This is a genomic window from Rhodococcus sp. SBT000017 (assembly GCF_003688915.1).
Taxonomy (GTDB): Bacteria; Actinomycetota; Actinomycetes; order Mycobacteriales; family Mycobacteriaceae; genus Rhodococcoides.
In genome coordinates this window covers 692,823-713,995 of the sequence record NZ_REFU01000001.1, presented here as the reverse complement: position 1 = coordinate 713,995, position 21,173 = coordinate 692,823, and the positions used below count along the sequence as shown (strand labels likewise).

Here is a 21,173-nt window from a genome sequence, read left to right as displayed (position 1 = left end):
GGAGTGACGGTGACACACGTCGATACCCTCGTGGTGGGCGCAGGTATTTCCGGCTTGGTCGTTGCGACACTTCTACATCGCGCCGGTCAGCGCGTCGTCGTTCTCGAGGCCAGAGATCGCGTGGGCGGTCGGGTCTGGACGATGCGCACCGACGACAGCACCCTCGACGTCGGTGCGTCCTGGATTCATGGAACAGACGACAACCCTCTCGCCGATGCCGTGCACGCTTTCGGAATGCGGACCGTCGAATTCACCGTCGGTAGCTACCAGCCGGACGGCAGGCCCATCGCGTACTACTCCCCCACCGGGACCAGGTTGAGCGAGCAGGCGGCCGCACAGTTCGGTGCCGACGTTCACCACTTCGACGAACTGTTCGCCACGACGATCGCGAAGTCGTCCCCGGGAACCTCGTTCGGTGACGCGATGGAAGCTACTCTGACGCAATTGGATTGGAACGAGGACCGACTCGAGCGAGTTCGCGAGTTCCTCGGACATCGGGCCGAGGAACAGTTGGGGGTAGGAAAGGATCTCCTCGACGCGCACGGTTTGGACGACGACGCCATCGAGGGCGACGAAGTCGTGTTCCCGGACGGTTACGACGAATTGGCCGTTCGGCTGGCCGAGGGACTCGACATCCGGCTCGAACACGCGGTGACGCAGGTCCGTTGGGGTCGAGACGGAGTGCTGGTCGATACCGGGGCCGGGACGTTCTCGGCAGAGCGCGCTGTGGTGACGGTGCCGATCGGAGTACTGAAGTCGCCGCCATTCACTGTTAAACCCCCACTGCCGGAACCTGTTTCGGGCGCACTGAAACGACTGGAGATGAACGCGTTCGAGAAGGTGTTCCTCAGGTTCCCCACCAAGTTCTGGGACGAGAACGTCTATGCCGTAAGGCAGCAGGGCGAAGCCGGGCACTGGTGGCACTCCTGGTATGACGTGAGCATGCCGCTGGGACGTCCGACGCTTCTGACTTTCGCAGCGGGCGCATGCGCGCAGCAGACTCGGCACTGGTCGGACGAGCGCATCGCGGACTCGGTTCTCGAAGCACTGCGTGGTCTGTACGGCGACCGTGTCGTTACACCGGACCGTGTGTATGTCACTCGCTGGCAGGACGATCCGTTCTCCTACGGTTCGTACTCGTACATGACGGTGGGTTCACGTACGCGAGATCACGACGACCTGGCCACTCCGATCGGCGATGTACTTCACCTCGCCGGTGAAGCGACCTGGACCGATGACCCGGCAACGGTCACCGCAGCCTTGAAATCGGGACACCGTGCAGCAGAACGCATTCTGGGGCGTTCGATACCGTTCGGCGACATCTGGGGTCCTGCCGAGCACTGACAGCATGCACGGAACTGCACCCGTGCGTCTTTGTTCGGTGCAAACTTTCGGCCATCTGCGAGTAATGTGCTGTCGACGCACCCACACACCGAGCACTCCAGGATGGCACCGTGGATACCGTCAGTTCGATAATCGACTTCTTGGCAGATCGTCTTTACAGCGTCTTCCTCATCTACTTGTTGATCGGCGTCGGGCTGTACTTCACCGTCCGCACCAAATTCGTTCAAGTTCGACTTCTTCCGTCGATGTTCAAGGCAATCGGCGGATCTCGGTCGAACGCCGAGGGCGGCATCTCGGCGTTCCAGGCCTTCTGTGTCGGCCTGGCGTCCCGAGTGGGTACGGGAAACATCGCAGGCGTCGCCATCGCGATCACTCTCGGCGGACCGGGCGCAATCTTCTGGATGTGGCTGGTCGCAGTGGTCGGCATGGCGACGGCGTTCATCGAGGCGACTCTGGCGCAGATGTACAAGGTGCGCAATCCCGACGGCAGCTTCCGGGGCGGTCCCGCCTACTACATCCAATTGGGTCTGGGTTCGCGTCGATGGGGAATCGTCTTCGCGTGCCTGCTGATCTTTGCTTTCGGCTTCGCGTTCAACATGGTTCAGGCGAACACCATCACCGAATCGTTCTCGTCCACGATGAACATCGATGCGGGCTGGATCGCGGTCTTCCTGGTGGTGCTGTCTGCTCCGATCCTCTTCGGTGGCGTCCGGCGAATCGCGCGGGTGGCCGAATACCTCCTCCCCGTCATGGCGCTGGTGTATGTGCTGCTCGCGCTGGTGATCGTGGCGATGAACATCGGCGAGATCCCGACGGTCTTCGGTCAGATCGTCTCGAGCGCATTCGGCCTGAACGAGGCGATCGGCGGGACGACGGGCGGAATCTTGGCCGCCATGCTCAACGGCGTCAAGCGTGGCCTGTTCTCCAACGAGGCAGGCATGGGCAGCGCACCCAACGCCGCTGCGACCGCAACGGTGTCCCATCCGGTGAAGCAGGGTCTGATCCAGTCGCTCGGAGTCTTCTTCGACACCATCGTCATCTGCAGTGCGACAGCGTTCATCATCCTGGTCTCGGGTGTGTACGACATCAGCAACCCGAGCGGGGTGGCCGGCGCGGTTCTGACTCAGGACTCGATCTCCGCTCAGTTGGGGACCTGGACGGCGATTCCGATGACACTGTTGATCTTCACGTTCGCGTTCTCTTCGATCCTCGGCAATTATTCGTACGCCGAGATCAACCTCAACTTCCTCGGAGTCGAGGGCAAATTGCTGAACCTGTTGCGCACCATCGTCCTTGCGGCCATCGGCTTCGGCTCCTTGTCCGCGCTGACGACGGTGTGGGCGCTGGCGGACGTCGCCATGGCTGCGATGGCAACCGTGAACCTGGTAGCCATTGCGCTGTTGGGCAAATGGGCCTTCGGCGCGCTGGCAGACTTCGAGGCCATGCGGCGCGAAGGTCGCGACGACAAATTCGTCGGACGCGGCAACAGCTATCTACCGGGCGACCTACCCGGCGACGTGTGGGATCCGGTGCTGGACAACGATTCGGCCGCGAACAAGCCCGACATCGCCCGGTAGGCGACGCAGACGTCGACGCTGTTCGATTCGGACCTTCTGGACAATTCACGCGTTAGGGTGATGAAAACGTCCACACCGAGGAGGTTCCATGACGCAGGTCGGCGACGAGGAGAAGGCCGGGCGCTCATCCGAAGGCCACGACTTCGACGAAGTGGATCAGAGATCGGCCGGAGAACGCGAAGAGGAAGTTCAACCCGGTCGCCGCAAACGTCAATGGGTCGGGCTCGGCGCAGGAATCCTGTTGGCAATTCTCGTGTACCTGGTTCTCCCCGACGACGTAGCGCATCCGGCACGGTTGACCGCAGGCACCGCGGTATTGATGGGCATCTGGTGGATGACGGAGGCGGTGCCCATCCCAGCGACCGCGCTGCTGCCCCTCGTCATCTTTCCGGTCTTCGATTCCGGCGTCGCCGTCAACGACGTCGGTGCTTCGTACGGCAACAACATCATCTTTCTGTTCATGGGCGGATTCCTGTTGGCACTGGCCATGCAACGGTGGAATCTGCATCGCCGCATCGCGCTGCTGACGGTCAACGCCATGGGCACGAAGCCCACGATGGTGATCGCCGGGTTCATGATTGCGACAGGCTTTCTGTCGATGTGGGTTTCGAACACCGCCACCGCCGTGATGATGATTCCCATCGGAGTCTCGGTCCTCGTCCTGGTACTCGACATCGGCAAGAAGGCCGGAGCTGTTCCCGGCTCCGACGGTGAAACGACCGCAGACGCCGAGAACATCACTCAGGCCATCATCAAAAGCAACTTCGGCACCGCGCTGATGCTCGGCATCGCCTATGCGGCGTCGATCGGCTCGCTCGGAACCATCATCGGCACTCCACCCAACACCCTGCTGGTGGGTTACCTGGAGGGGCAGGGAATCACGATCGGGTTCCTCCAGTGGATGATCGCCGGCGTTCCGCTCGCCGTGATCCTGCTCGTGATCGCCTGGTTCCTGTTGACCCACGTGATGTTCAAGCCGGAGATCGACGACATCCCCGGGGGCAAACAGCTGATCAGAGGTGAACTCGACGCCCTGGGCAGGATGTCGCAGGGCGAGATCCGGGTCGCGATCATCTTCTGCCTGGCGGCCGTGTCGTGGGTGGGTGTTCCGCTGATCTTCGACGATGCCCCGATCTCCGACACCGGGATCGCCATGACAGCAGCACTGCTGCTGTTTCTGCTGCCCAGCGGAAGCAAGAAGGGCGTCCGCCTGATCGACTGGGAGACCGCCGTCAAGCTGCCCTGGGGCGTGTTGCTGCTGTTCGGCGGTGGGCTCGCCCTGTCGGCCCAATTCGAGTCCAGTGGCCTGACGGAGTGGATCGGGAGCGTTGCAGGTGGCCTCGACACCATTCCGGTGGTCATGTTGGTCGTCGTCGCCACGGCCGCGATCATCTTCCTGACCGAAATCACCAGCAATACCGCGACGGCCGCGACGTTCCTACCGGTCGCAGGTGGCGTCGCGATGGGCATGAACATCGATGTTTTGGTCCTGACCGTCCCCGTAGCGCTTGCGGCCACCTGCGCGTTCATGTTGCCCGTGGCGACTCCGCCGAACGCGGTGTCCTACGCCAGTGGCTACATCACGATCGGCCAGATGATGCGAGGCGGCTTCTGGCTCAATCTGATCGCGATCTCACTGATCACCATCGCCGCATATACCGTCTTCGCGTGGTCGCTCGGCATTCAGTTCTGACGCTCACTACAGAAGAAAACAGCAATTCGAGACCGACTTCGGCCGATTTCGTGCACACAACCGTGCGCCGGGTTTACGATGACGACTTCATCCAGGCGGATGACCCGTTCCAGGTGCGCGCCGCCATCCCCTGGTCGGTGCTGTGTCGGCGTTGCTGTCGACTCGGCAAGGTACGGGGGGTGGGGCATGGTCTCGGACGTCATCGACTGCAGCACGGTCTTCGCACACGACATCGAGCAGGTGTGCGGAGTCTTGAGCGCGGTCGAGTTGTTCCCACGCTACTTCCCCGGGCTCGACCACTGCATGCTCCGTGAATCCACGGCCGGTTACCTGTGCGGAGTCAACGGTGTCGAGCACGCCCTCGACCTGGTGGTGAACAGACGAAACCGGCCGATCATCACCATCGAGCATGTCGAGTCCGGCGGATTCGTCAGGTTCACCCTCACTGCGCGCTCGGCCGGCGAGACGAAGATCGATGTCACCGTGTTCAGAGCGGGGCTCGGCGGGTCCTACTCACCCCAGCCCGAGCACAACCGCGCCGTCGTCGATTGGGTCATGGGCGGTCTGCGCCGACTGGAGAACTCCCTGTCCGGCACCTCGACGTCGATCGTGACCAACACCGGGGATTCGCGGTCGCTACCGCTGGCGATCATGAAGACGATGGTGGGAACCGGCGTCATTCGTGCTGCACGTCCCGACCGCGCGTACAGGCAGCTGAACTCACTGGCGAAGTGGGGCTTCACTCTGGGCGGTGGTTTCGCAGCCGCTGCAGCGAAGTCCCCGAACGAGATCGCCTTGATCGACGACCGAGGGACCCGGACCTTCGCAGAGATCCACCACCGATCGCACCGTATCGCGGCAGGTCTCGACGCGTCCGGAATCAGTCCGGGAAGTACCGTCGGAATTCTGGCCCGCAACCACTCGGCGATGATCGAGTGCACCGTCGCGTGCGGCATGCTCGGAGTCGAGGTGGTCCTTCTCAACACCGGTCTCGCTGCCCGCCAGATCGAGACGATCGCCGCCCGCCACCAGCTCCGAATGCTGTTCGTCGACGACGAGTTCGACTCGATGGTGCGCTACCTGCCCGAGAACGTCACCCGTGTGAGCCTGTCGTCCCATACCGCCGTTCCGCGTCGGCGCACCCTCGAACACTTCGTCGCAGCACCGTCCGCCACGTTCGCGAGGCCGGATCGCCCCGGGTCGGTGGTCGTGCTGACCTCCGGAACCAGCGGGTCACCCAAAGGTGCGGTTCGTCCCACGCCGAAGGGCTTCGGAACAGTGGCAGCCATGCTGTCGCGCATGCCCCTTCGGATGAACGAGAGGATGTTGATCGCGGCACCGATGTTCCACAGCTGGGGGCTGGCGGCACTGCAGATCAGCACTCCGTTGCGCGCCACGGTGGTTCTCCAGGATCGATTCGATCCAGAGGACTGTCTGCGTGCGATCGAGGCGCACAGATGTACCTCGTTGATCGCGGTTCCGATCATGCTGCAGCGGATACTCGACCTGCCCGACGAGGTTCGAGCACGGTACGACACCTCGAGCCTGCGGGTCGTCGCGTGCAGTGGGTCGGCATTGACCGGATCGACCGTCAGCCGTTTCATGGATGTCTTCGGTGACGTCCTCTACAACTTCTACGGTTCCACCGAGGTCTCGTGGGCCACGATCGCGACCCCCGCAGACCTGCGCGCAGCCCCCGCCACCGCCGGCCGCCCTCCCCTGGGTACGACGGTCGCCGTGCTCGACGCGAACGGTACTGCCGTTCCGGTCGGAACCCTCGGCCGAATATTCGTCGGCAACGACATGTTGTTCGACGGCTACACCAACGCCGAACCGCCGTCGACGGCGTCCGCCCGCGGAGCTGCCCTGATGGACACCGGCGATCTCGGGTACATCGACTGCAACGGACGGCTGTTCGTCTGTGGCAGGGACGACGAGATGATCATCTCCGGAGGCGAGAACGTCTTTCCCGGCCCCGTCGAGGATGCCATCGCCAATCTTCCTCAGGTCGGCGAGGTCGCGGTCGTCGGTGTGCCCGACCCTGAATACGGGCAGCGTTTGGCCGCCTTCGTCGTCGGCCGCGGATCGGCAGGCCTCGACGCGGACATGGTGCGCGCCTACATCCGAAATCGGTTGAGCCGCTTCTGCGTTCCTCGCGACATCACGTTCCTCGACGAACTGCCCCGAACCGCGACCGGCAAGGTGATCAAGAGAATGCTGATCGAACCGCCTACCGCCGCTGGAACGTAACCTTCATTCGAAGGCTCGGCCGCGATGCACGCTCCGGCCACTCTCGATGCCGACGAGCGCGAGTTGCACCGCGACCGGACCCCCATCTCGACGACGAAGCTCTCCTTGCGCTGCAGCTTCTGGGCACCCTCGCCGCCCACGGACACCGCTGAAAGTTGCTCGATCGCCACCTCCTTCTTTCGTGCCACGGATTGTACTTACTGTCTCAGTTGCTTAACTATTCAGAATCTGAGACTGTTGTTCGCGGACACGGGAGGAGAGCGAATCGCTATGTCGAGGGCATCGGAAGACCCCCGAGAGGGAAGTACGGCGCAAGAACGAGGCGCGCATTCTTCCTTTCTTCAGCTGTTCCTCGAAGCAACGCGCGCAGAACAAGCCTCCGACGACACACCGCCTTCGCGCGACGACCGTGACGGTGGGCCGGTTTCTCCGCGCTGAGCAGATCGACCGACACCGTGTGTCCTGGTTTCGTCCCCCGGAGTCGCTCCCATGCCCGATAATCGATAGCGACCGGTCGGGTTTACGACGGTGAGGATCGGAGACTGCTATGGACACATCGTTGGCGCTGGTTGCCGTAATCGCCGGGTTCGCCGTCGTTCTGGGTGTCTTCGTTGTCATCGCGCGCATACTTCGCTCGCGCATGCGGCGCGGTCGCTTCCACGGAATCGACAGTGCTGTCGGAGGATCGGCCTACATGGGCGCGCCGCGCGAAAGTGGGATCACCCCACCCGATCACGGTGAACCACGCACGAACACCGAACAGATCGAACCCTAGCCGAGCTCCCCTCCGCCTTCTGTTCCACTGAAACCCCCTGCCATGATCTGTCGACAACGCAGACGACGGAGAGGGAACACCATGATCGACGACGAAGCGACCAATCGGAACAGGGGACCGCGCTTCGAGGACGGACTCGAGGTCCGTCGGAACGTGATGGGCGAAGAGTACGTCGACAAAGCGTTCGCCAATGCCTCCAGCACTGACTCCGCTGCACTGCAAGACTTCGTCACCGACACCGTGTGGGGCGGCGTGTGGACGCGTCCCGGTCTCGATCACCGCAGCCGGAGCCTGCTCAACCTCGGAATCCTCATCGCGTTGCGCGCCCACGAGGAACTCGCAGGACACGTGCGTGGAGCTCTCCGCAACGGCCTCACCCGAACCGAGATCACCGAAACCGTCGTCCATACAGCGGGGTACTGCGGCGCGCCTGCTGCGCTGGCGGCGATGCGCGTCGTACAGAAGGTGCTCGACGCCGAACTGGGTCCACTGATGCCTGAAGGGTGACACGAACGCGTCGAACGACCGTTGACGGCACCCGCGCATAGTGCCCACGAATCGGGTACACCGGATGAATGCCGGAACTACCCGAAGTGGAAAACGCCCGACAGGTCGTCGAAAAGGCTCTCGGTCGCGTCATCGTCGACATCGACGACACCGACACGTTCGAGTGCCGACCGCACATGCCAGGCGATATTGCCCGTGCCCTGACGGGCGGGAAACTCACCGAGGCGCGTCGACGCGGCAAGGCGATGTGGTGCGAAACCGTCACGGCCGACGGCTCGAGCGGCCCGACGTTGGGCATTCACCTCGGCATGGGTGGACGCGTCATCGTCACCGCTCCCGACGGTGAGCGCACCTCGCAGTACGGAGGCGGCGATCCTCATGTCGGTGAGCGCCCGACCGACAAGCCGGAGTGGACGCGCTTCTCCATGACGTTCGACGACGGGGGGCAGCTCCGACTGTTCGACAAGCGCCGCCTCGGCCGGGTTCGACTCGAACCCGACATCGACGCTCTCGGTCCGGACGCCGCGGCGATCGGTCGCGACGACTTCCGCCACCGAATCGGTTCCAGCGGTGCACCTCTCAAGGCACGACTGCTCGACCAAGCCGCGATAGCGGGAGTCGGCAACCTACTGGCCGACGAGGTGCTCTGGCAGAGCGAGCAATCCCCGTCCAGGCGAGCCAAGTCGCTCACAACGGAGGAGCTCGACGAACTGCGCGTTGTTCTGCGCCGCGCGATCCGATCAGCGATAAAGAAGGGTGGGGTACACACCGGAGAGATCATTCCGTTCCGGAAAACCGATGCGGCGTGCCCCCGATGTGGTGCGCCGATGGCTCGCGGAACGGTGGGCGGCCGTACGACGTGGTGGTGTTCTCGAGAGCAATCCTGATCCGATCCATCACGCGGGATGATGCTCGATAGCGCTGTAGGACAGCATTTTTGGGAATTGTCAAACGCGATCGGATGCAGCGAAAACCAACCGGACGGCGTACGGTGTTAGCAGCCTCGGACCTGGCCGAGGCAGCGAACTTCGCCGGAGAGTGCATGCTTTCGACCGCCGACACAGACTCAGCTCCGCACGTCACCTACCTGCCGCACCGTCACTGTTTCGCCGTCTGGCACAGCACACCGGGGGCGACGCCTGTCGGAGAGTCCACTCCCGTCGAGCTTGCGGTCCCCGGCGCGGACGGAACGATCGCCGTGCGCACCGTTGGCGCGCACCTCGTCGCAGCGAACCCTGGCGAGCTCCGAAGCGCAACCAGCTCTGCGGAAGGTCCATCGGCACGCGGATGGTTGGCGATTCTGAACCACGTCGAGCAGAACCCCGACGTGAGCGGACTTCCCTCAGCGCTCGTCGATGCACTCCCGCCTGCGGCGCACGCGGTTCCCAACGCAGGCGGGTCGAGCGTGTCGACGGCACACGGTGCCGCTGACGCACTCCGCGCCAGCCTGCACCTGCAGAACCATCTGCTCCAGCGTGCCTCGGCCTTCACGCCCAGGCCCTATCAAGTGCACGGTGCCGCCTGGATCCCGACCGTTCACGAGGTCGGAGGCGGCGGAATCCTCGCTGACGAGATGGGGCTGGGCAAAACGCTCCAGGCCATTGCGCACATGATCGTCGGAGCACGGCGAGGCGAGGGCAACTACCTTGTCGTGTGCCCGACGTCGTTGATCAGCAACTGGAGACGAGAAATCGAGAACTTCTCCGACGGCGAATTGGTCGTCAACGTGTACCGCGGACCGTCCCGCACCCTCGAGTTATGTGCCGACGCAGGCTCGGTGACAGTCACCGGGTACCCCACCCTGCGCACCGACACGGACCGATTGAGCGAAATATCTTGGAGCACAGTGTTCTTCGATGAGGCGCACGTCATGAAGAACTCCCGGACCAAAATAGCCCGAGCAGCGCGTCGGCTGAATTCCACCACGCGCATCGCCCTGACCGGCACTCCCGTCGAGAACCGCATGGATGAACTCTGGGCCTTGATCGATCTCACCAATCCCGGTTTGCTCGGAACCCGAGCTCGGTTCACCCGACGATTCTCGGCACCCATCGAGCAGGGAGGCTCAGCGGCCGCACTGGCACAACTGTCGAGCGCGATCGCGCCGGTCGTTCTTCGCCGGACGAAGGCCGAGGTTGCGACAGATCTGCCGCCGAAGAACCACATCGATGTTCTGTGTCCGATCTCGAATGAGCAAGCAATGCTGTACAACTCGGCCATCGAGGAAGCATTCGATACCGGCTTCGGCACCGACCGAGGACGAGGGACAGCAGTGCTGGCGCTACTCACCCAGCTAAAACTGATCTGCAATCACCCAGGCCTCGTCAACGGAGACTTGGCTCGACTTGCTGATCGGTCCGGGAAACTCGACAGGCTCACCGACATCGTCGAGGAACTCGCCGAATCCTCGCGAGCTGCGCTCGTGTTCACTCAGTACCGCCGGACCGGGGAAATCCTGGCGGAGCATCTCGAGCGCCTCACCGGGGCCCCGATTCCGTTCTTTCACGGCGGGCTCGACGTGGACAAGCGCGACAAGATGGTCGACCGATTCCAGAACAGCGACCGATCACCCGTCATGGTTCTCAGTCTGAGGGCGGCGGGGTACGGCCTCAATCTCACCCGCGCCAGCACGGTGATTCACTACGACCGATGGTGGAACCCCGCGGTCGAGGCGCAGGCCACCGACCGGGTGCACCGAATCGGACAGAAGTCGCAGGTGACGGTCATGGCACTCACGACGGAGGGAACACTGGAGGAGCACATCGCATCACTCCATACCCGCAAGAAGGCGATCGCTGGTTTGACCGAGAGCAACAACGAGCTGGCTCTGGCGGCGCTCGACGACTCGACGTTGCGCGAGACGCTGTCGCTGAGGGCGGTGTCGCGCTGATGGCTATCACACCGCAGCCCGCGGCATTCGGGTCGACGCCGTGGGGGAAAGACTGGATCCGGCGGGTGGAACCCATCGCCGTCACCAGGCCGAACCCGATGCTCCCGCGGGCACGCAGCCTGGTGCGCAACGATGCAGTTGCCGTAGATCACAACAAGGTCGGTGAGTTTCGATGCGTCGTGTCCGCGGGCAAGAAGAGCGAGACGGCTGTGCTGTCACTCCCCCGCTATTCGGCGACGGAACGAAAGTCGGTGCTGCGCATTCTCGCCCGCCACACGCGCGGGGGTGCAACCAGCGGTGACCTCCCCGACGAGGTCCACGCCGAACTGATAGCGAGCAAACTGTCGCCGGTCCCCGACGCCACCGAAGCGTCCTGCACCTGCTCCGGAAGAATCGATCCGTGCCTCCACGTGACGGCCGCTACCTATGCCGTCGGTCTGATCGTCGATCAGATGCCGACGTCGGCGCTGGCCGTCCGTGGAGTCGATCTGTCGGCTACATCTGGGCCGGCGGACTTTCCTCGACGCTGGATGTCGATCGAAAGTCTCGACAGCACAGCGTTCTTCGGCTGACCTGAGACCTGCGGCCTGAAATCAGGACGTCGCTTCGACTGCCAGTCGAGCGAGTGTGTCGTTCAGCTGATCTTCGGTCACCAGCGGGAACTTGATCTGCTGGAGCAACTTCTTGTCCGTGACCTTGGACCAGTCGTAGGTGTGGCGGACCAGCGTCTCGTTGGGGCCCTGAGATTCGAGCTCCCACAGCCACTCCCATCCGGGAGGCTCGTTACCTGCGGGGGCCGTCTTCCATGCGACCAGCTTGTCCTTGATGTAGCCGGTCACGTGGTTGTCGGTCTGGTACTCGCCACCCATGTGATCGCCCTGCATGTTCATCGTGAACTTCTCGCCGACCTTCTGAATCCGGTCGGCGTGGTCCACGCTGCGTACGAAGCCCGATCCATCGAGCGCCTGATGCCGCTCAGGATTGGACAGGACGTCGAAAACAGCGTCGACGGGTGCCTCGATGGTGCGTTCCACTGTCAGCTTTGCGTTATCTCTCATACCTTCTCTGTGCCCAGAGTTCGGCACCTTCAACCGCATCGTCGCTCGTCGGTCATCTGCTGTTCGGGTCATCCCGAGTCTCGAGGTGCTGACTCGGACCGTTGTCACAGAAGGTCGAAGTCCGCGCGAGCTCGTTCGATCTCCGGCATATGGTCGGTAGCCCATTGCAAGATCACGTCGATCGGCGTCCGAAGCGTCTTCCCCAGTCGCGTGATTCGGTACTCGACGGCGACGGGACGCGAACTGAGCAGGACCCGTTCGACAATTCCGTTTCGTTCGAGCTTGCGCAATGTCGCGGTGAGCGATTTCTGTGTCACGTTCGGGATCGCGCGACGCAGTTCGTTGAAGCGGGAGGGTTGTTCGCAGAGTTCGTTGAGTACGGCCAGCGACCATTTGTCGAGTACCTGATCGAGCAGCTCGCGGTGGGGTGCGCTGATGGTGAGTTCGTCCTGCGCGGCCGAGGTATCGGTCATGAAACCACGTCTCCTTGAAGTGACTTTCGTCTACCAGGTATCAATGTTATACCTAGCCGCAACCACCGAGGAGAAGTCGATGTCCGTCATCTATTCCAGTCCGGAAGGCATGACTCAGCACGTGCCGTACCACCATGTCGCCGTAGGTACCGGAACGCGCCACGTACACGTCAGCGGTCAGATCGCACGCCTCGTCGACGGTGCCCCGGTGGCCCCTGGCGACCTTGCGGGTCAGGTTGCACAGGCGCTGAGAAACACCGCCATCGGATTGGCGGGTGCGGGCGCGACATTCAGCGACGTAGTGCGGTTGACGTTCTATGTCACCCATTGGGCACCGGAGAAGATCGCCGAGTTCATGGCAGGTGTCGAACAGGTGGCCGTCGAGATCGGAATTCCGACTCCCATGCCGCCCGCCTCGCTCATCGGAGTCGACTACCTCTTCGAACCGGACGTACTCGTGGAGGTCGAGGCGACAGCAATCCTCGACTGAATTTCACTGCGGGCCCGGATTCATGGAGACGTCGGGGCTAGTCGTGCAGTAGGGCGCTCAGTCGTCCGCAATGTCCGTGGACGACGATTCCGGGGCCGACGGGACCCATGGCTTCAGCGGTTGCACGACGTCGCGGTAGAAGGCGTCGAGACCGTCGGTCACGCTACCGATGAAGCTGGCCGCAGATCCGGAGCGCTTGCTACCCATCTTGGTCGGTGACGTCAGCGTGAAGTACTGCAGTTCGCTGATCCGGCCTGCGGTCAACGATTTGGTATCCGCTCGCACGGTCGCCAAGTTCTCGCAGGATATTTCGCCTGGGTCTGAGAACACGGCTTCGACCAGGATGTCGGCGGGAGCGTTCTTCAATTGCTTGAGCAGCCATGCCGCTCGTCGAAGCGCGGTCCCGTCGGTCGGCGCGTCGATAGCGGTACTGCACTGAATCTTGTTGGTACGCATGTCCGCTTCGACAGTGACATCTCCGGCGGCATCAGGAATGCGCAACGTGGCCGAGAGGCACCCGGAGGAAACGAGCTGCTCGACGATGTACTCGTTGCGTGCCTGGGGATCTCCGCTGAACTTCCTCGGAAGGTGATGCTTCACCGGAACGCCGAGATCGGCAGTCATCCGCAACGCCAGGTGCCTGGACAGCGACGCCCACGTGTTCGCCACCGACAAGGCCTTTACATCACTGGAGCGGAGGGTTCCGGCGGTGACGGAGTCGCGAACAGAAACCCAGTGGCGACCCATATCGACGAACTCCGTCGCGCCGGACTTCGGATGCGTCAGATACCGGACGAATTCGCTCAGAATCCATACCTGCAATGAATCTGCAAGGTCGCCGTGCGACAACAACATTCGGGCCTCGTGAATGACCTCGGACCACGAGATATGCCGCAGCGATACCTTGTTCAGCTTGGTCTTGTTCACCTGGACCGGGAGCTCACCGGCGGAGGCCGGTATGTCGTTGGACAAACTCAGCACGGTCTCGTACCTGTGACGTTTCGCGACGTCGAGGTAGTTCTCGAGCTGCTCCTTCTGTAGCTTGCCGGTGCCGGTCTTCACTTCCAGCAACGCGGTCCACACTTGCCCCGCGCGCGATACCCGAAACACACCGTCGGGGATGACCTTGCCCTCGCCCTTGGCGAACTGCACTTCGAGGTAGCCCTCGAAGGGACCGGACGGCGCGCCGGCATGTGCGCAGATTGCGCGAGCGAACGGACGAACCGCCTGCATCGTCGCGATCAGTGCCGAGGTGGCCCTCTTCTCCTGCTCCTCACCGGATCCGACACCGGCAACGGAGAACAGGCGAGCCGTCTGCCAGCCTTCTCCCCCTGCCAAGGTGAACTGCGGCGGCGTGACCTTTTTGGCAACCGGCTTCTTGGTGCGTACCCCGCGTTTCGGCGGTTCGACGTCGACAACCGAGACGTCGACGATCTCACCGGTCGTGTCGACTGCCTGCACATGCGAGTCAGCGACCTCGACAACGACAACATCGTTCGCCGACGCTTCCGGCTCGGTGTCGTCGACGTCGACGCCGAAGTCCTGCGCCAAACCACCCAACCCGGATTCCCAGCCCTGCCCGACCGCGCGTAATTTCCACGCGCCGTTTCTCCGGTACACCTCCCCGAACACCAATGCTCGTTCCGACGACGCATCGGCGGTGAGGAACTCCCCGAGTACCGAACCGGTTTGATCCCGCACCTGCATCGACAGTTTTCCGAAGTCACCCAACGGAACATCGTCCGAGCTACCCGCGATGACCACCTTGTCGACTTCGGCGGCGAGAGAATCGAGATGGATCGACACTCGTTCCTGTTTGCCCTCGTCGGTGCTACTGCTTCCGCGGTAGCGCACGGTCGCGTCCGCGGACTCCGGCTGGTTGTAGAAGACGAAGTCTGCATCGGACCGAACGTGACCGCTCGAATTCACCAGCAGTGCAGACGCATCGAGATCTCGCTCCGGGTCTACCCAGGACACGATGACATCCAGTTCGGTCACGTCGTCCGGCAGGGAAATGTTCTGGCCCTTGACGAGAATGGGTGAACTCACGCTGACACGCTCCTGTCGGACAAATCGGACTCCGACTGCTCACCCTATGCACCGCGTGGCAATGTGAGTCGTCCTCGCTCGACATTCATTCAATCGATCTACCTCGCGCAAAGTTCGCAGCACTCTTGCCTGTCAGAGTATGCGACTCAAAAATTGTTGTGTGCGAGGATTTTTGGGGCTATCGAAGAACTGGCCGGGAGGTGCCTCTTCCACGATCTTCCCGTCGCTCATGAAGACGACTCGGTCTGCGGCCGCTTTCGCGAAGCCCATTTCGTGGCTGACCACCACCATCGTCATGCCCTCGTCTCGCAGTCGAAGCATGACGTCGAGAACTTCGTTGACCATCTCGGGATCGAGCGCCGACGTGGGCTCGTCGAACAGCATCACCTCCGGCTTCATCGCCAATGCCCGGGCGATCGCCACGCGTTGCTGCTGTCCACCGGACAGTTGCGACGGGTAGTTCTCCCCCTTGTCCGCCAGGCCGACGAGGTCGAGCAATTCCTGAGCTTGCCTGCGCGCCTTGTCCTTCTGAGTGCCGAGGACATGGCGTGGACCCGATGCGACGTTGTCCAGAGCTGTCATCATGGGAAACAGATTGAAACTCTGGAACACCATTCCTGTGTGATGCCGCTGCTTTGCGATCTGCGCCTCCGACAGCGGCGTCCGCTTGGGCCCTTCAGAGAAGCCCATCATCTCCCCGCATACCCGTACGGTTCCGGACTCGATCGTTTCGAGACAGTTGAGCGCGCGCAGCAAGGTGCTCTTTCCACTTCCCGACGGACCGAGGAGTAGGACCACTTCCCCTTTGTCCACCGTGAAATCGATGTCGTCGAGGACGACGAGATCGTTGTAGGCCTTGGTCATATTCCTGACCTCGACCATCGTCGTAGCCTTTGTGGTCGGAAAAGTCGCACTCGTCATCGGTTCACAGCCTCGGCTTTCATCGCGCTGTCGTCCAGTTTCGGGTTGGACGGGCCACCCTTACGGCGGTAATTGCGGTCGTATCCACGCCCGACTCGTACTTCGATCATCTTCTGAATCAACCCCCACAGAGTCGTCAACACCAGGAAGTACAACGCAGCCGCGCAAAGCCCCTCCAGGACTCGGAAATTCACCTGCACCAAGAACTGGGTGCGTCGCAGCAGTTCCTGCACAGAGATGACCGACACCAGCGTTGTGGTCTTGAGCAATCCGTTGAAGCTGTTCCCGAGTGGAGGAATCATCACCCGCAGCGCCTGAGGAAGAACGACCACGCGGAAGACCTTCGTGGGTGACATACCGAGTGCACGTGCTGCTTCGGTCTGTCCGGTCGGAACCGACAGCAATCCGGAACGGACTATTTCCGACAGATAGGCAGCTTCGTTGAGTACCAGGCCGACGAGGGCCGCCTCGATCACTCCGAGTTTGATGCCGATCTGAGGCAGTCCGGTGTAGATGATCACCAGTTGGACCAATAGAGGCGTGCCGCGCATCAGCCACACGTAGAACCCAGCGACTATCCGCAGGGGTACGAACTTGGATGATCGTGCCGAGGCCACCACCACGGCGAGAGCGAGTCCGAGGATCATGCTGACTACGGTGAGCCAGATCGTGACCCACGCGCCCTCGAGCAATTGGGTGCTCGTCAGGATGGAGAAGAATGCGTCCCAGGACCACATGGGGCTGCCTTTCGACGTGCGTTGTTCGGATCAGCTGTCGAGAGGACCGGTACTGACTGCAATATCGCCGTTGTATCCGGTGACGTCGTACTGCTCGAACAGTTCGGGCAGATAGCCGTCGCTCCTCATCTCGGACAGCACACGAGCAACCTCTGCCGAGGACTTGCTGCCCTTGGCGAATCCCATTGCCAGGGGTGCCTCGTTGATTCCACCGACGGCCGTCTCGAAGCGTCCGTCTTCCTGGTAGAACGACGTGACCGACTCGACGATGGAGGTGCCGTCGAGCTGGCCTGCTGAAAGTGCCTGGTAGGCATCGGCATTGGTCTTGAAGGTCTGCACTGTCAGCGCGGGCTTGCCTTCGGCCGCAAATTGCTCGGCCATTGCCGTCAACGTGTCGAATTCGTATCCGGGCGCTTCGACTCCGATGGTCTTGCCCGCCAGATCGTCCACCGAGGAGATCGATTCCGGATTACCCGAAGGCACAGAGATCGAGACCGCTTGAACCTCGTATGGAACCAGATCGATCGTCTCGGCCCGTGCCGGCGTATAGAACATTCCGGTGTCGATCATGTCCCACCGGCCGGCTTGCACACCGGGGATCTGCGCCTCGAATTCGATGTTGACGAACTTCGGTGTCAGACACAGGCGCTTGGCGATCTCTTTGCCGAGGTCGACGCGCATGCCGATCACGTCGCCGTTCGGATCGACATACTGCATGGGCGGAAGCGTTGCATTGGTGGCCATGGTCAGTACGCCTTCTTCGGCGAGGTCCGAAGCTCCGAGAGTGGGTGTGCAGTCCGTCGGCGCGGCATCGGTCTCGTCCGAGGAACTACAGGCGGTGAGGCCGGCAGCCACGACGGCGACGGCGGCGATTCCCATTAACTTACGCATTGAGCGAGCCTTTCGATATCGACTGCAGCGCATCGTGTTCGACAACGGGGCGGCAGCGATTGTGACGGAGTGATTCGGAGAGGAACGATCCGTTGGGATCGATTGCATCAAGCGTCGCAGACGAATTCGGAGGCGTCAACGCGGTTAACATTGCTGACACGCGGTACATCAACTGTTAACCGTTCGCACGTAGTCGAGCTCACGAGAGCCTGAATCTCACGACTCCTGTCACAACTGGGCACACGACGACCGCTCCACCAGTCGAGCGCCGATTCGATACGTGCGCCCATCGGGTTCGACCGAGTCCTTGATCTGCTGGAACAACAGGTCCATCGCCACATTGGCCAATTGGGCCGCGCCGTTGTCGACGACGGTGATCGGGGGCTGCCACATCGCGAGCCACGGCATGTCCTCGTGGCAGATCAGCGACAGCTCGTCCGGCACGGACACACCCCTGCCGACGAGTGTGGGCAGGATGCCGAAGACCGCCTCGTGGTTGGCCGCATACAGCGCGGTCATCGCCTGAGGTGCGTCGAGCAGCGAATTGATCGCATCACCACCGAATTCGGTGGTGAAAGGACCTTTGCGGACTATCGTCTCGTCGACCGCGATGCCGGCATCGGCCAGTGCCAGTCGATAGCCCTCGTAGCGCTCACGTCCGGACGTCGCATCCTCGCTTCCACCGATGTAGCCGATACGGGAGTGCCCCAGCTCGATCAGGTGCGCTGTCGCGTCGCGAGCACCCGTGACGTCGTCCGCCAGCACCGTCGACGCCGAACTACCCTTCACCGACCGGATCAGATTGACCACCGCGCGCCCCTGCGCCAGTAGCGCGTTCGAGGCGGACGCACTTCGTCCACTGCCGATCACGATCGTGCCGTCCACGCCGTGTTCGCCGAGCATGGCCAGTACGTCGTTCTCACGCGCCGGATCGGCGTCGGTGATACAGAGCAGGACCTGGAATCCGCTGGCGGACGCCCTCTTCTGCACGACCTCGGCGACGGTGTGGAAGGTCGCATTGATCAGGTTGTTCATGACCAGGCCGACCAGGTGCGATCGGTTGGAGCGCAGCGCACTCGCAGCCCTGTTCGGCCGGTATCCGAGCACCCGAGCCGCATCCTCGACCGCCGCCCGGGTCTCTGCGGAGATCAGTGACGATCCACTCAACGCACGTGAGGCCGTGCTGCGCGACACCCCCGCAGCGCTCGCAACGTCGATCAAGGTGACCGCCATCGGTTCTCCGTTCTCTTGCTTCACGCCTCGGACAGACATATTCGACCGCGGTCGCGTTACAAGTACGTTTCCGGCTTGACGACTCGACCACCTCGAAGGCAGTCTATGCAATCGATCCCATAAATGCGGGTACGACGCGGCGACGATCGTCCCGAGCCCGAAAGGCACTCCCATGAATCGCGATGATGTCGCGTGGTCCGGTTACTGGCCCGCTGCTCCCACACCGTTCACGCAGTCGGGTGAAGTCGACACCGAAGCAATTTTCGACCTGATGAATCTGTACGCGCAGACGGGTGTTCACGGAGTCCTCGTGAACGGCAGCACAGGCGAATGGTTCAGCCAGAGCGACAACGAACGAAAGACCGTCGCGGAAGCATCGATCGAGGCAGTCGCAGGCCGCTTCCCTGTCGTGATCGGTGTCAGCGCGTACACAGCTGCGCAGTCCTCCGCGCTGGCGAAGCACGCTGCTTCCGTCGGCGCGGACGGCATACTGGCAACGCCTCCGCCGTACGTGCACACCTCAGCGGAAGAGACACTCCAGTACTACCGAAGTGTCAGCACCGCAACATCATTGCCGTTCATGGTCTACAACTGGCCACGCGGCGTTGCCGTCGACATGGGTGACTCGCCCGGTTTGTTCTCGCGGCTGGCCGACCTGGAGAACGTCGTCGCAATCAAGGACAGCACCGGCGATTGGCTCGCCATGCTCGACACTGTCGAGGCCGTGTCCGACCGCGTCCGCGTGTTCGGCAGCTTTCTGCATCGACGCGGCCTTGCCGCACTGCTCGAGCTGGGCGGGGACGGGAACATCGACGGCGGTGGAGTGGGTGCGCCCTTCGCGGTGCCGTTCTACGAGGCCGTCGCTGCACGTGACGCCGACACCGCGCGCATATGGGTGGATCGCTATCGCGCGTTCTCCGGCCGGCTCATCGCCTCGGATTACAGCGGTGTGTATGCCTCCCCCATCCCCCAGTTGAAAGCCGTGATGAACCTCCTCGGCCAACCGGGAGGTACCGTGCGCGAACCCTTGCTTCCGGTCACCGACAGCGACACGCTTGCCGCGCTGCAATCCGTCGTCGTCGAATCGGGTATCGCCGATGCCTACGCGACCGCAGGAGCTGTCCGTGCGATCTGATGTCGACGTCGTAGTCATCGGAGCCGGAATCGTCGGTGCTGCAACGGCTCTCGCCCTCACCCGCGCAGGATTCCGCGTTGCTGTGCTCGATCGCACCCTGCCCAACACCGCCGGCTCGGGCACTACTGCGGGCAACCTGCACATCCAGACCATTCATACGCGCAGGCCCGGGCAGGGCACAGCCGTAGACGTCGAACAGCTGCTTCCGTTGCAGAAGTCGGCGAGCACTCTGTGGAACAGACTGGACGAGACGGTGCCCGGTCTCGGGCTGAACCGGTGCGGCGGCTTCATGGTGGCAGAAACCGAAGAGCAGGTCCACGCCCTCATCACCAAGCACCGATGGGAACGCGCTGCGGGGATCCCGACGGAGGTACTGAGCGGCGACGAGGCGCGGCAGGCGCTACCCCTGCTCGGCCCGAGCATTCGGGCCGCAACCTGGTGCCAATGGGACGGATTCGCCGAACCCGACCTAGCCGGACCTGCCCTGCTGCGGCAGGCCGCGGCCGAGGGAGCGTCGGTACACCCGTCGACACCGGTGATCGGACTGACCCGCGAAAGTGACGTCTGGACAGTAGGCACCAACGGTGGAACGTGGATTGCACCCGCGGTGGTAGACGTTGCGGGTCCGTGGATGGCTCCGATCGCGGCTATGGCAGGGATATCGCTCGATCTCGTTCCGACCTCGTTGCAGATGCATGCGCTAAAAGCCGCTCCTCGGACACTCGAGGTGCTGGTGCAGCACGTCGGGGAGGGAATGTCGATCAAACAGGACAGAACGGGACGCCTCGTACTTGGGGGCGGTTGGCCTGCAGGTGCGTTTCACGATACCGAGACGGCCCCGAGCAGACCCGACAGCACCACAGGGAATCTGGAGCAGGTTCGACGGCTCCTGCCGGCGCTCGGCCAGAATCCGCTGGTCGATACCTGGACCGGGCCCGTGCTCACCACACCCGACGAGATGCCGGTCATCGGCGAACTCGCCGGAGCCCCGGGCCTTTTCGTGGCAGGCGGCACCTACTCGTTCACTTTCGCCCCGTTGTGGGGGCGTGTTCTCTCGGCTCTGGTGCGCGGCACCGAACCCGAGGTCGATGTATCGGCATTCTCTCCGAACCGTCTCGTCCGGCTCCGGACTCACTGAAAGAAGGCTACG

Annotated in this window: 19 protein-coding genes; 12 read left to right on the top strand and 7 right to left on the bottom strand. The window is 62.6% G+C overall.

From position 1 onward, the window contains the following. Positions 1–9: 9 nt before the first annotated feature. From AYK61_RS03155 to AYK61_RS03115, 9 genes are all read left to right on the top strand, one after another. Positions 10–1,344, top strand: a complete 1,335-nt coding sequence (locus tag AYK61_RS03155; protein WP_121872387.1) for an NAD(P)/FAD-dependent oxidoreductase — start codon at positions 10–12, stop codon at positions 1,342–1,344. Between the two features lie 140 nt (positions 1,345–1,484). Continuing rightward, positions 1,485–2,921: a sodium:alanine symporter family protein gene (locus tag AYK61_RS03150; RefSeq protein WP_259467912.1), complete on the top strand. Its 1,437-nt coding sequence runs from the start codon at positions 1,485–1,487 to the stop codon at positions 2,919–2,921. Between the two features lie 88 nt (positions 2,922–3,009). Beyond that, positions 3,010–4,614 carry a DASS family sodium-coupled anion symporter gene (locus AYK61_RS03145; RefSeq protein WP_121869775.1) on the top strand — a complete coding sequence of 535 codons (1,605 nt, stop codon included), beginning with the start codon at positions 3,010–3,012 and terminating at the stop codon, positions 4,612–4,614. A gap of 186 nt (positions 4,615–4,800) precedes the next feature. Beyond that, positions 4,801–6,864 (top strand): AMP-binding protein, encoded by a 2,064-nt coding sequence (locus AYK61_RS03140; protein WP_121869774.1) that lies wholly within the window; start codon positions 4,801–4,803, stop codon positions 6,862–6,864. Positions 6,865–7,411: 547 nt separating this feature from the next. Beyond that, positions 7,412–7,639: a hypothetical protein gene (locus tag AYK61_RS03135; protein WP_121869773.1), complete on the top strand. Its 228-nt coding sequence runs from the start codon at positions 7,412–7,414 to the stop codon at positions 7,637–7,639. An 81-nt stretch (positions 7,640–7,720) separates the two neighbouring features. Continuing rightward, positions 7,721–8,146, top strand: a complete 426-nt coding sequence (locus tag AYK61_RS03130; protein ID WP_121869772.1) for a carboxymuconolactone decarboxylase family protein — start codon at positions 7,721–7,723, stop codon at positions 8,144–8,146. Positions 8,147–8,214: 68 nt separating this feature from the next. Further along, the gene (locus AYK61_RS03125; RefSeq protein WP_121869771.1) at positions 8,215–9,033 is read left to right on the top strand and encodes an Fpg/Nei family DNA glycosylase; all 819 of its coding nucleotides are present in this window, start codon (positions 8,215–8,217) and stop codon (positions 9,031–9,033) included. 155 nt (positions 9,034–9,188) lie between these two features. Further along, complete coding sequence (locus tag AYK61_RS03120; protein WP_121872386.1) at positions 9,189–11,036, top strand: DEAD/DEAH box helicase; 1,848 nt, start codon at positions 9,189–9,191, stop codon at positions 11,034–11,036. After that, a complete protein-coding gene (locus AYK61_RS03115) occupies positions 11,036–11,608 on the top strand; it encodes a hypothetical protein (protein ID WP_147458293.1) in 573 nt (190 codons plus the stop codon). Before AYK61_RS03120 ends, AYK61_RS03115 begins: the two co-directional genes overlap by 1 nt. 21 nt (positions 11,609–11,629) lie before the next feature. Here the strand turns inward: AYK61_RS03115 and AYK61_RS03110 are convergent, their stop codons facing one another. After that, positions 11,630–12,094, bottom strand: a complete 465-nt coding sequence (locus AYK61_RS03110) for an SRPBCC family protein (RefSeq protein WP_121869769.1) — start codon at positions 12,092–12,094, stop codon at positions 11,630–11,632. A 104-nt stretch (positions 12,095–12,198) separates the two neighbouring features. Continuing rightward, complete coding sequence (locus AYK61_RS03105) at positions 12,199–12,567, bottom strand: helix-turn-helix domain-containing protein (protein WP_121869768.1); 369 nt, start codon at positions 12,565–12,567, stop codon at positions 12,199–12,201. A 79-nt stretch (positions 12,568–12,646) separates the two neighbouring features. Here AYK61_RS03105 and AYK61_RS03100 point away from each other — a divergent pair, with 79 nt between their 5' ends. Further along, entirely contained in the window at positions 12,647–13,057 is a 411-nt protein-coding gene (locus tag AYK61_RS03100) for a RidA family protein (protein ID WP_121872385.1), read from the top strand. Positions 13,058–13,114: 57 nt separating this feature from the next. Here the strand turns inward: AYK61_RS03100 and AYK61_RS03095 are convergent, their stop codons facing one another. From AYK61_RS03095 to AYK61_RS03075, 5 genes are all read right to left on the bottom strand, one after another. Continuing rightward, on the bottom strand, positions 13,115–15,106 hold the full coding sequence (locus tag AYK61_RS03095; RefSeq protein ID WP_121869767.1) for a TerD family protein: 1,992 nt from the start codon (positions 15,104–15,106) through the stop codon (positions 13,115–13,117). Between the two features lie 132 nt (positions 15,107–15,238). Beyond that, the gene (locus tag AYK61_RS03090; protein WP_121869766.1) at positions 15,239–15,988 is read right to left on the bottom strand and encodes an amino acid ABC transporter ATP-binding protein; all 750 of its coding nucleotides are present in this window, start codon (positions 15,986–15,988) and stop codon (positions 15,239–15,241) included. 35 nt (positions 15,989–16,023) lie between these two features. Next, complete coding sequence (locus AYK61_RS03085) at positions 16,024–16,764, bottom strand: amino acid ABC transporter permease (protein ID WP_121869765.1); 741 nt, start codon at positions 16,762–16,764, stop codon at positions 16,024–16,026. 30 nt (positions 16,765–16,794) lie between these two features. Beyond that, positions 16,795–17,655 carry an ABC transporter substrate-binding protein gene (locus tag AYK61_RS03080; protein ID WP_121869764.1) on the bottom strand — a complete coding sequence of 287 codons (861 nt, stop codon included), beginning with the start codon at positions 17,653–17,655 and terminating at the stop codon, positions 16,795–16,797. 228 nt (positions 17,656–17,883) lie between these two features. Next, a complete protein-coding gene (locus AYK61_RS03075; RefSeq protein WP_121872384.1) occupies positions 17,884–18,888 on the bottom strand; it encodes a LacI family DNA-binding transcriptional regulator in 1,005 nt (334 codons plus the stop codon). Positions 18,889–19,060: 172 nt separating this feature from the next. On the opposite strand from AYK61_RS03075, the gene AYK61_RS03070 reads away from it, so the two are divergent. Together AYK61_RS03070 and AYK61_RS03065 are read left to right on the top strand one after the other, a co-directional pair. Next, on the top strand, positions 19,061–20,023 hold the full coding sequence (locus AYK61_RS03070) for a dihydrodipicolinate synthase family protein (RefSeq protein ID WP_121869763.1): 963 nt from the start codon (positions 19,061–19,063) through the stop codon (positions 20,021–20,023). After that, a complete protein-coding gene (locus tag AYK61_RS03065) occupies positions 20,013–21,161 on the top strand; it encodes an FAD-binding oxidoreductase (protein WP_259467911.1) in 1,149 nt (382 codons plus the stop codon). Before AYK61_RS03070 ends, AYK61_RS03065 begins: the two co-directional genes overlap by 11 nt. The last annotated feature ends 12 nt before the right edge of the window (positions 21,162–21,173 follow it).

What these genes read in the sequence shown, in the direction of transcription:
- AYK61_RS03145 (WP_121869775.1), top strand. Translation starts at nt 3,010, where the DNA reads ATGACGCAGGTCGGCGACGAGGAGAAGGCCGGGCGCTCATCCGAAGGC.
- AYK61_RS03140 (WP_121869774.1), top strand. Translation starts at nt 4,801, where the DNA reads ATGGTCTCGGACGTCATCGACTGCAGCACGGTCTTCGCACACGACATC.
- AYK61_RS03135 (WP_121869773.1), top strand. Translation starts at nt 7,412, where the DNA reads ATGGACACATCGTTGGCGCTGGTTGCCGTAATCGCCGGGTTCGCCGTC.
- AYK61_RS03130 (WP_121869772.1), top strand. Translation starts at nt 7,721, where the DNA reads ATGATCGACGACGAAGCGACCAATCGGAACAGGGGACCGCGCTTCGAG.
- AYK61_RS03125 (WP_121869771.1), top strand. Translation starts at nt 8,215, where the DNA reads ATGCCGGAACTACCCGAAGTGGAAAACGCCCGACAGGTCGTCGAAAAG.
- AYK61_RS03120 (WP_121872386.1), top strand. Translation starts at nt 9,189, where the DNA reads ATGCTTTCGACCGCCGACACAGACTCAGCTCCGCACGTCACCTACCTG.
- AYK61_RS03115 (WP_147458293.1), top strand. Translation starts at nt 11,036, where the DNA reads ATGGCTATCACACCGCAGCCCGCGGCATTCGGGTCGACGCCGTGGGGG.
- AYK61_RS03110 (WP_121869769.1), bottom strand. Translation starts at nt 12,094, where the DNA reads ATGAGAGATAACGCAAAGCTGACAGTGGAACGCACCATCGAGGCACCC.
- AYK61_RS03105 (WP_121869768.1), bottom strand. Translation starts at nt 12,567, where the DNA reads ATGACCGATACCTCGGCCGCGCAGGACGAACTCACCATCAGCGCACCC.
- AYK61_RS03100 (WP_121872385.1), top strand. Translation starts at nt 12,647, where the DNA reads ATGTCCGTCATCTATTCCAGTCCGGAAGGCATGACTCAGCACGTGCCG.
- AYK61_RS03090 (WP_121869766.1), bottom strand. Translation starts at nt 15,988, where the DNA reads ATGGTCGAGGTCAGGAATATGACCAAGGCCTACAACGATCTCGTCGTC.
- AYK61_RS03085 (WP_121869765.1), bottom strand. Translation starts at nt 16,764, where the DNA reads ATGTGGTCCTGGGACGCATTCTTCTCCATCCTGACGAGCACCCAATTG.
- AYK61_RS03080 (WP_121869764.1), bottom strand. Translation starts at nt 17,655, where the DNA reads ATGCGTAAGTTAATGGGAATCGCCGCCGTCGCCGTCGTGGCTGCCGGC.
- AYK61_RS03075 (WP_121872384.1), bottom strand. Translation starts at nt 18,888, where the DNA reads ATGGCGGTCACCTTGATCGACGTTGCGAGCGCTGCGGGGGTGTCGCGC.
- AYK61_RS03070 (WP_121869763.1), top strand. Translation starts at nt 19,061, where the DNA reads ATGAATCGCGATGATGTCGCGTGGTCCGGTTACTGGCCCGCTGCTCCC.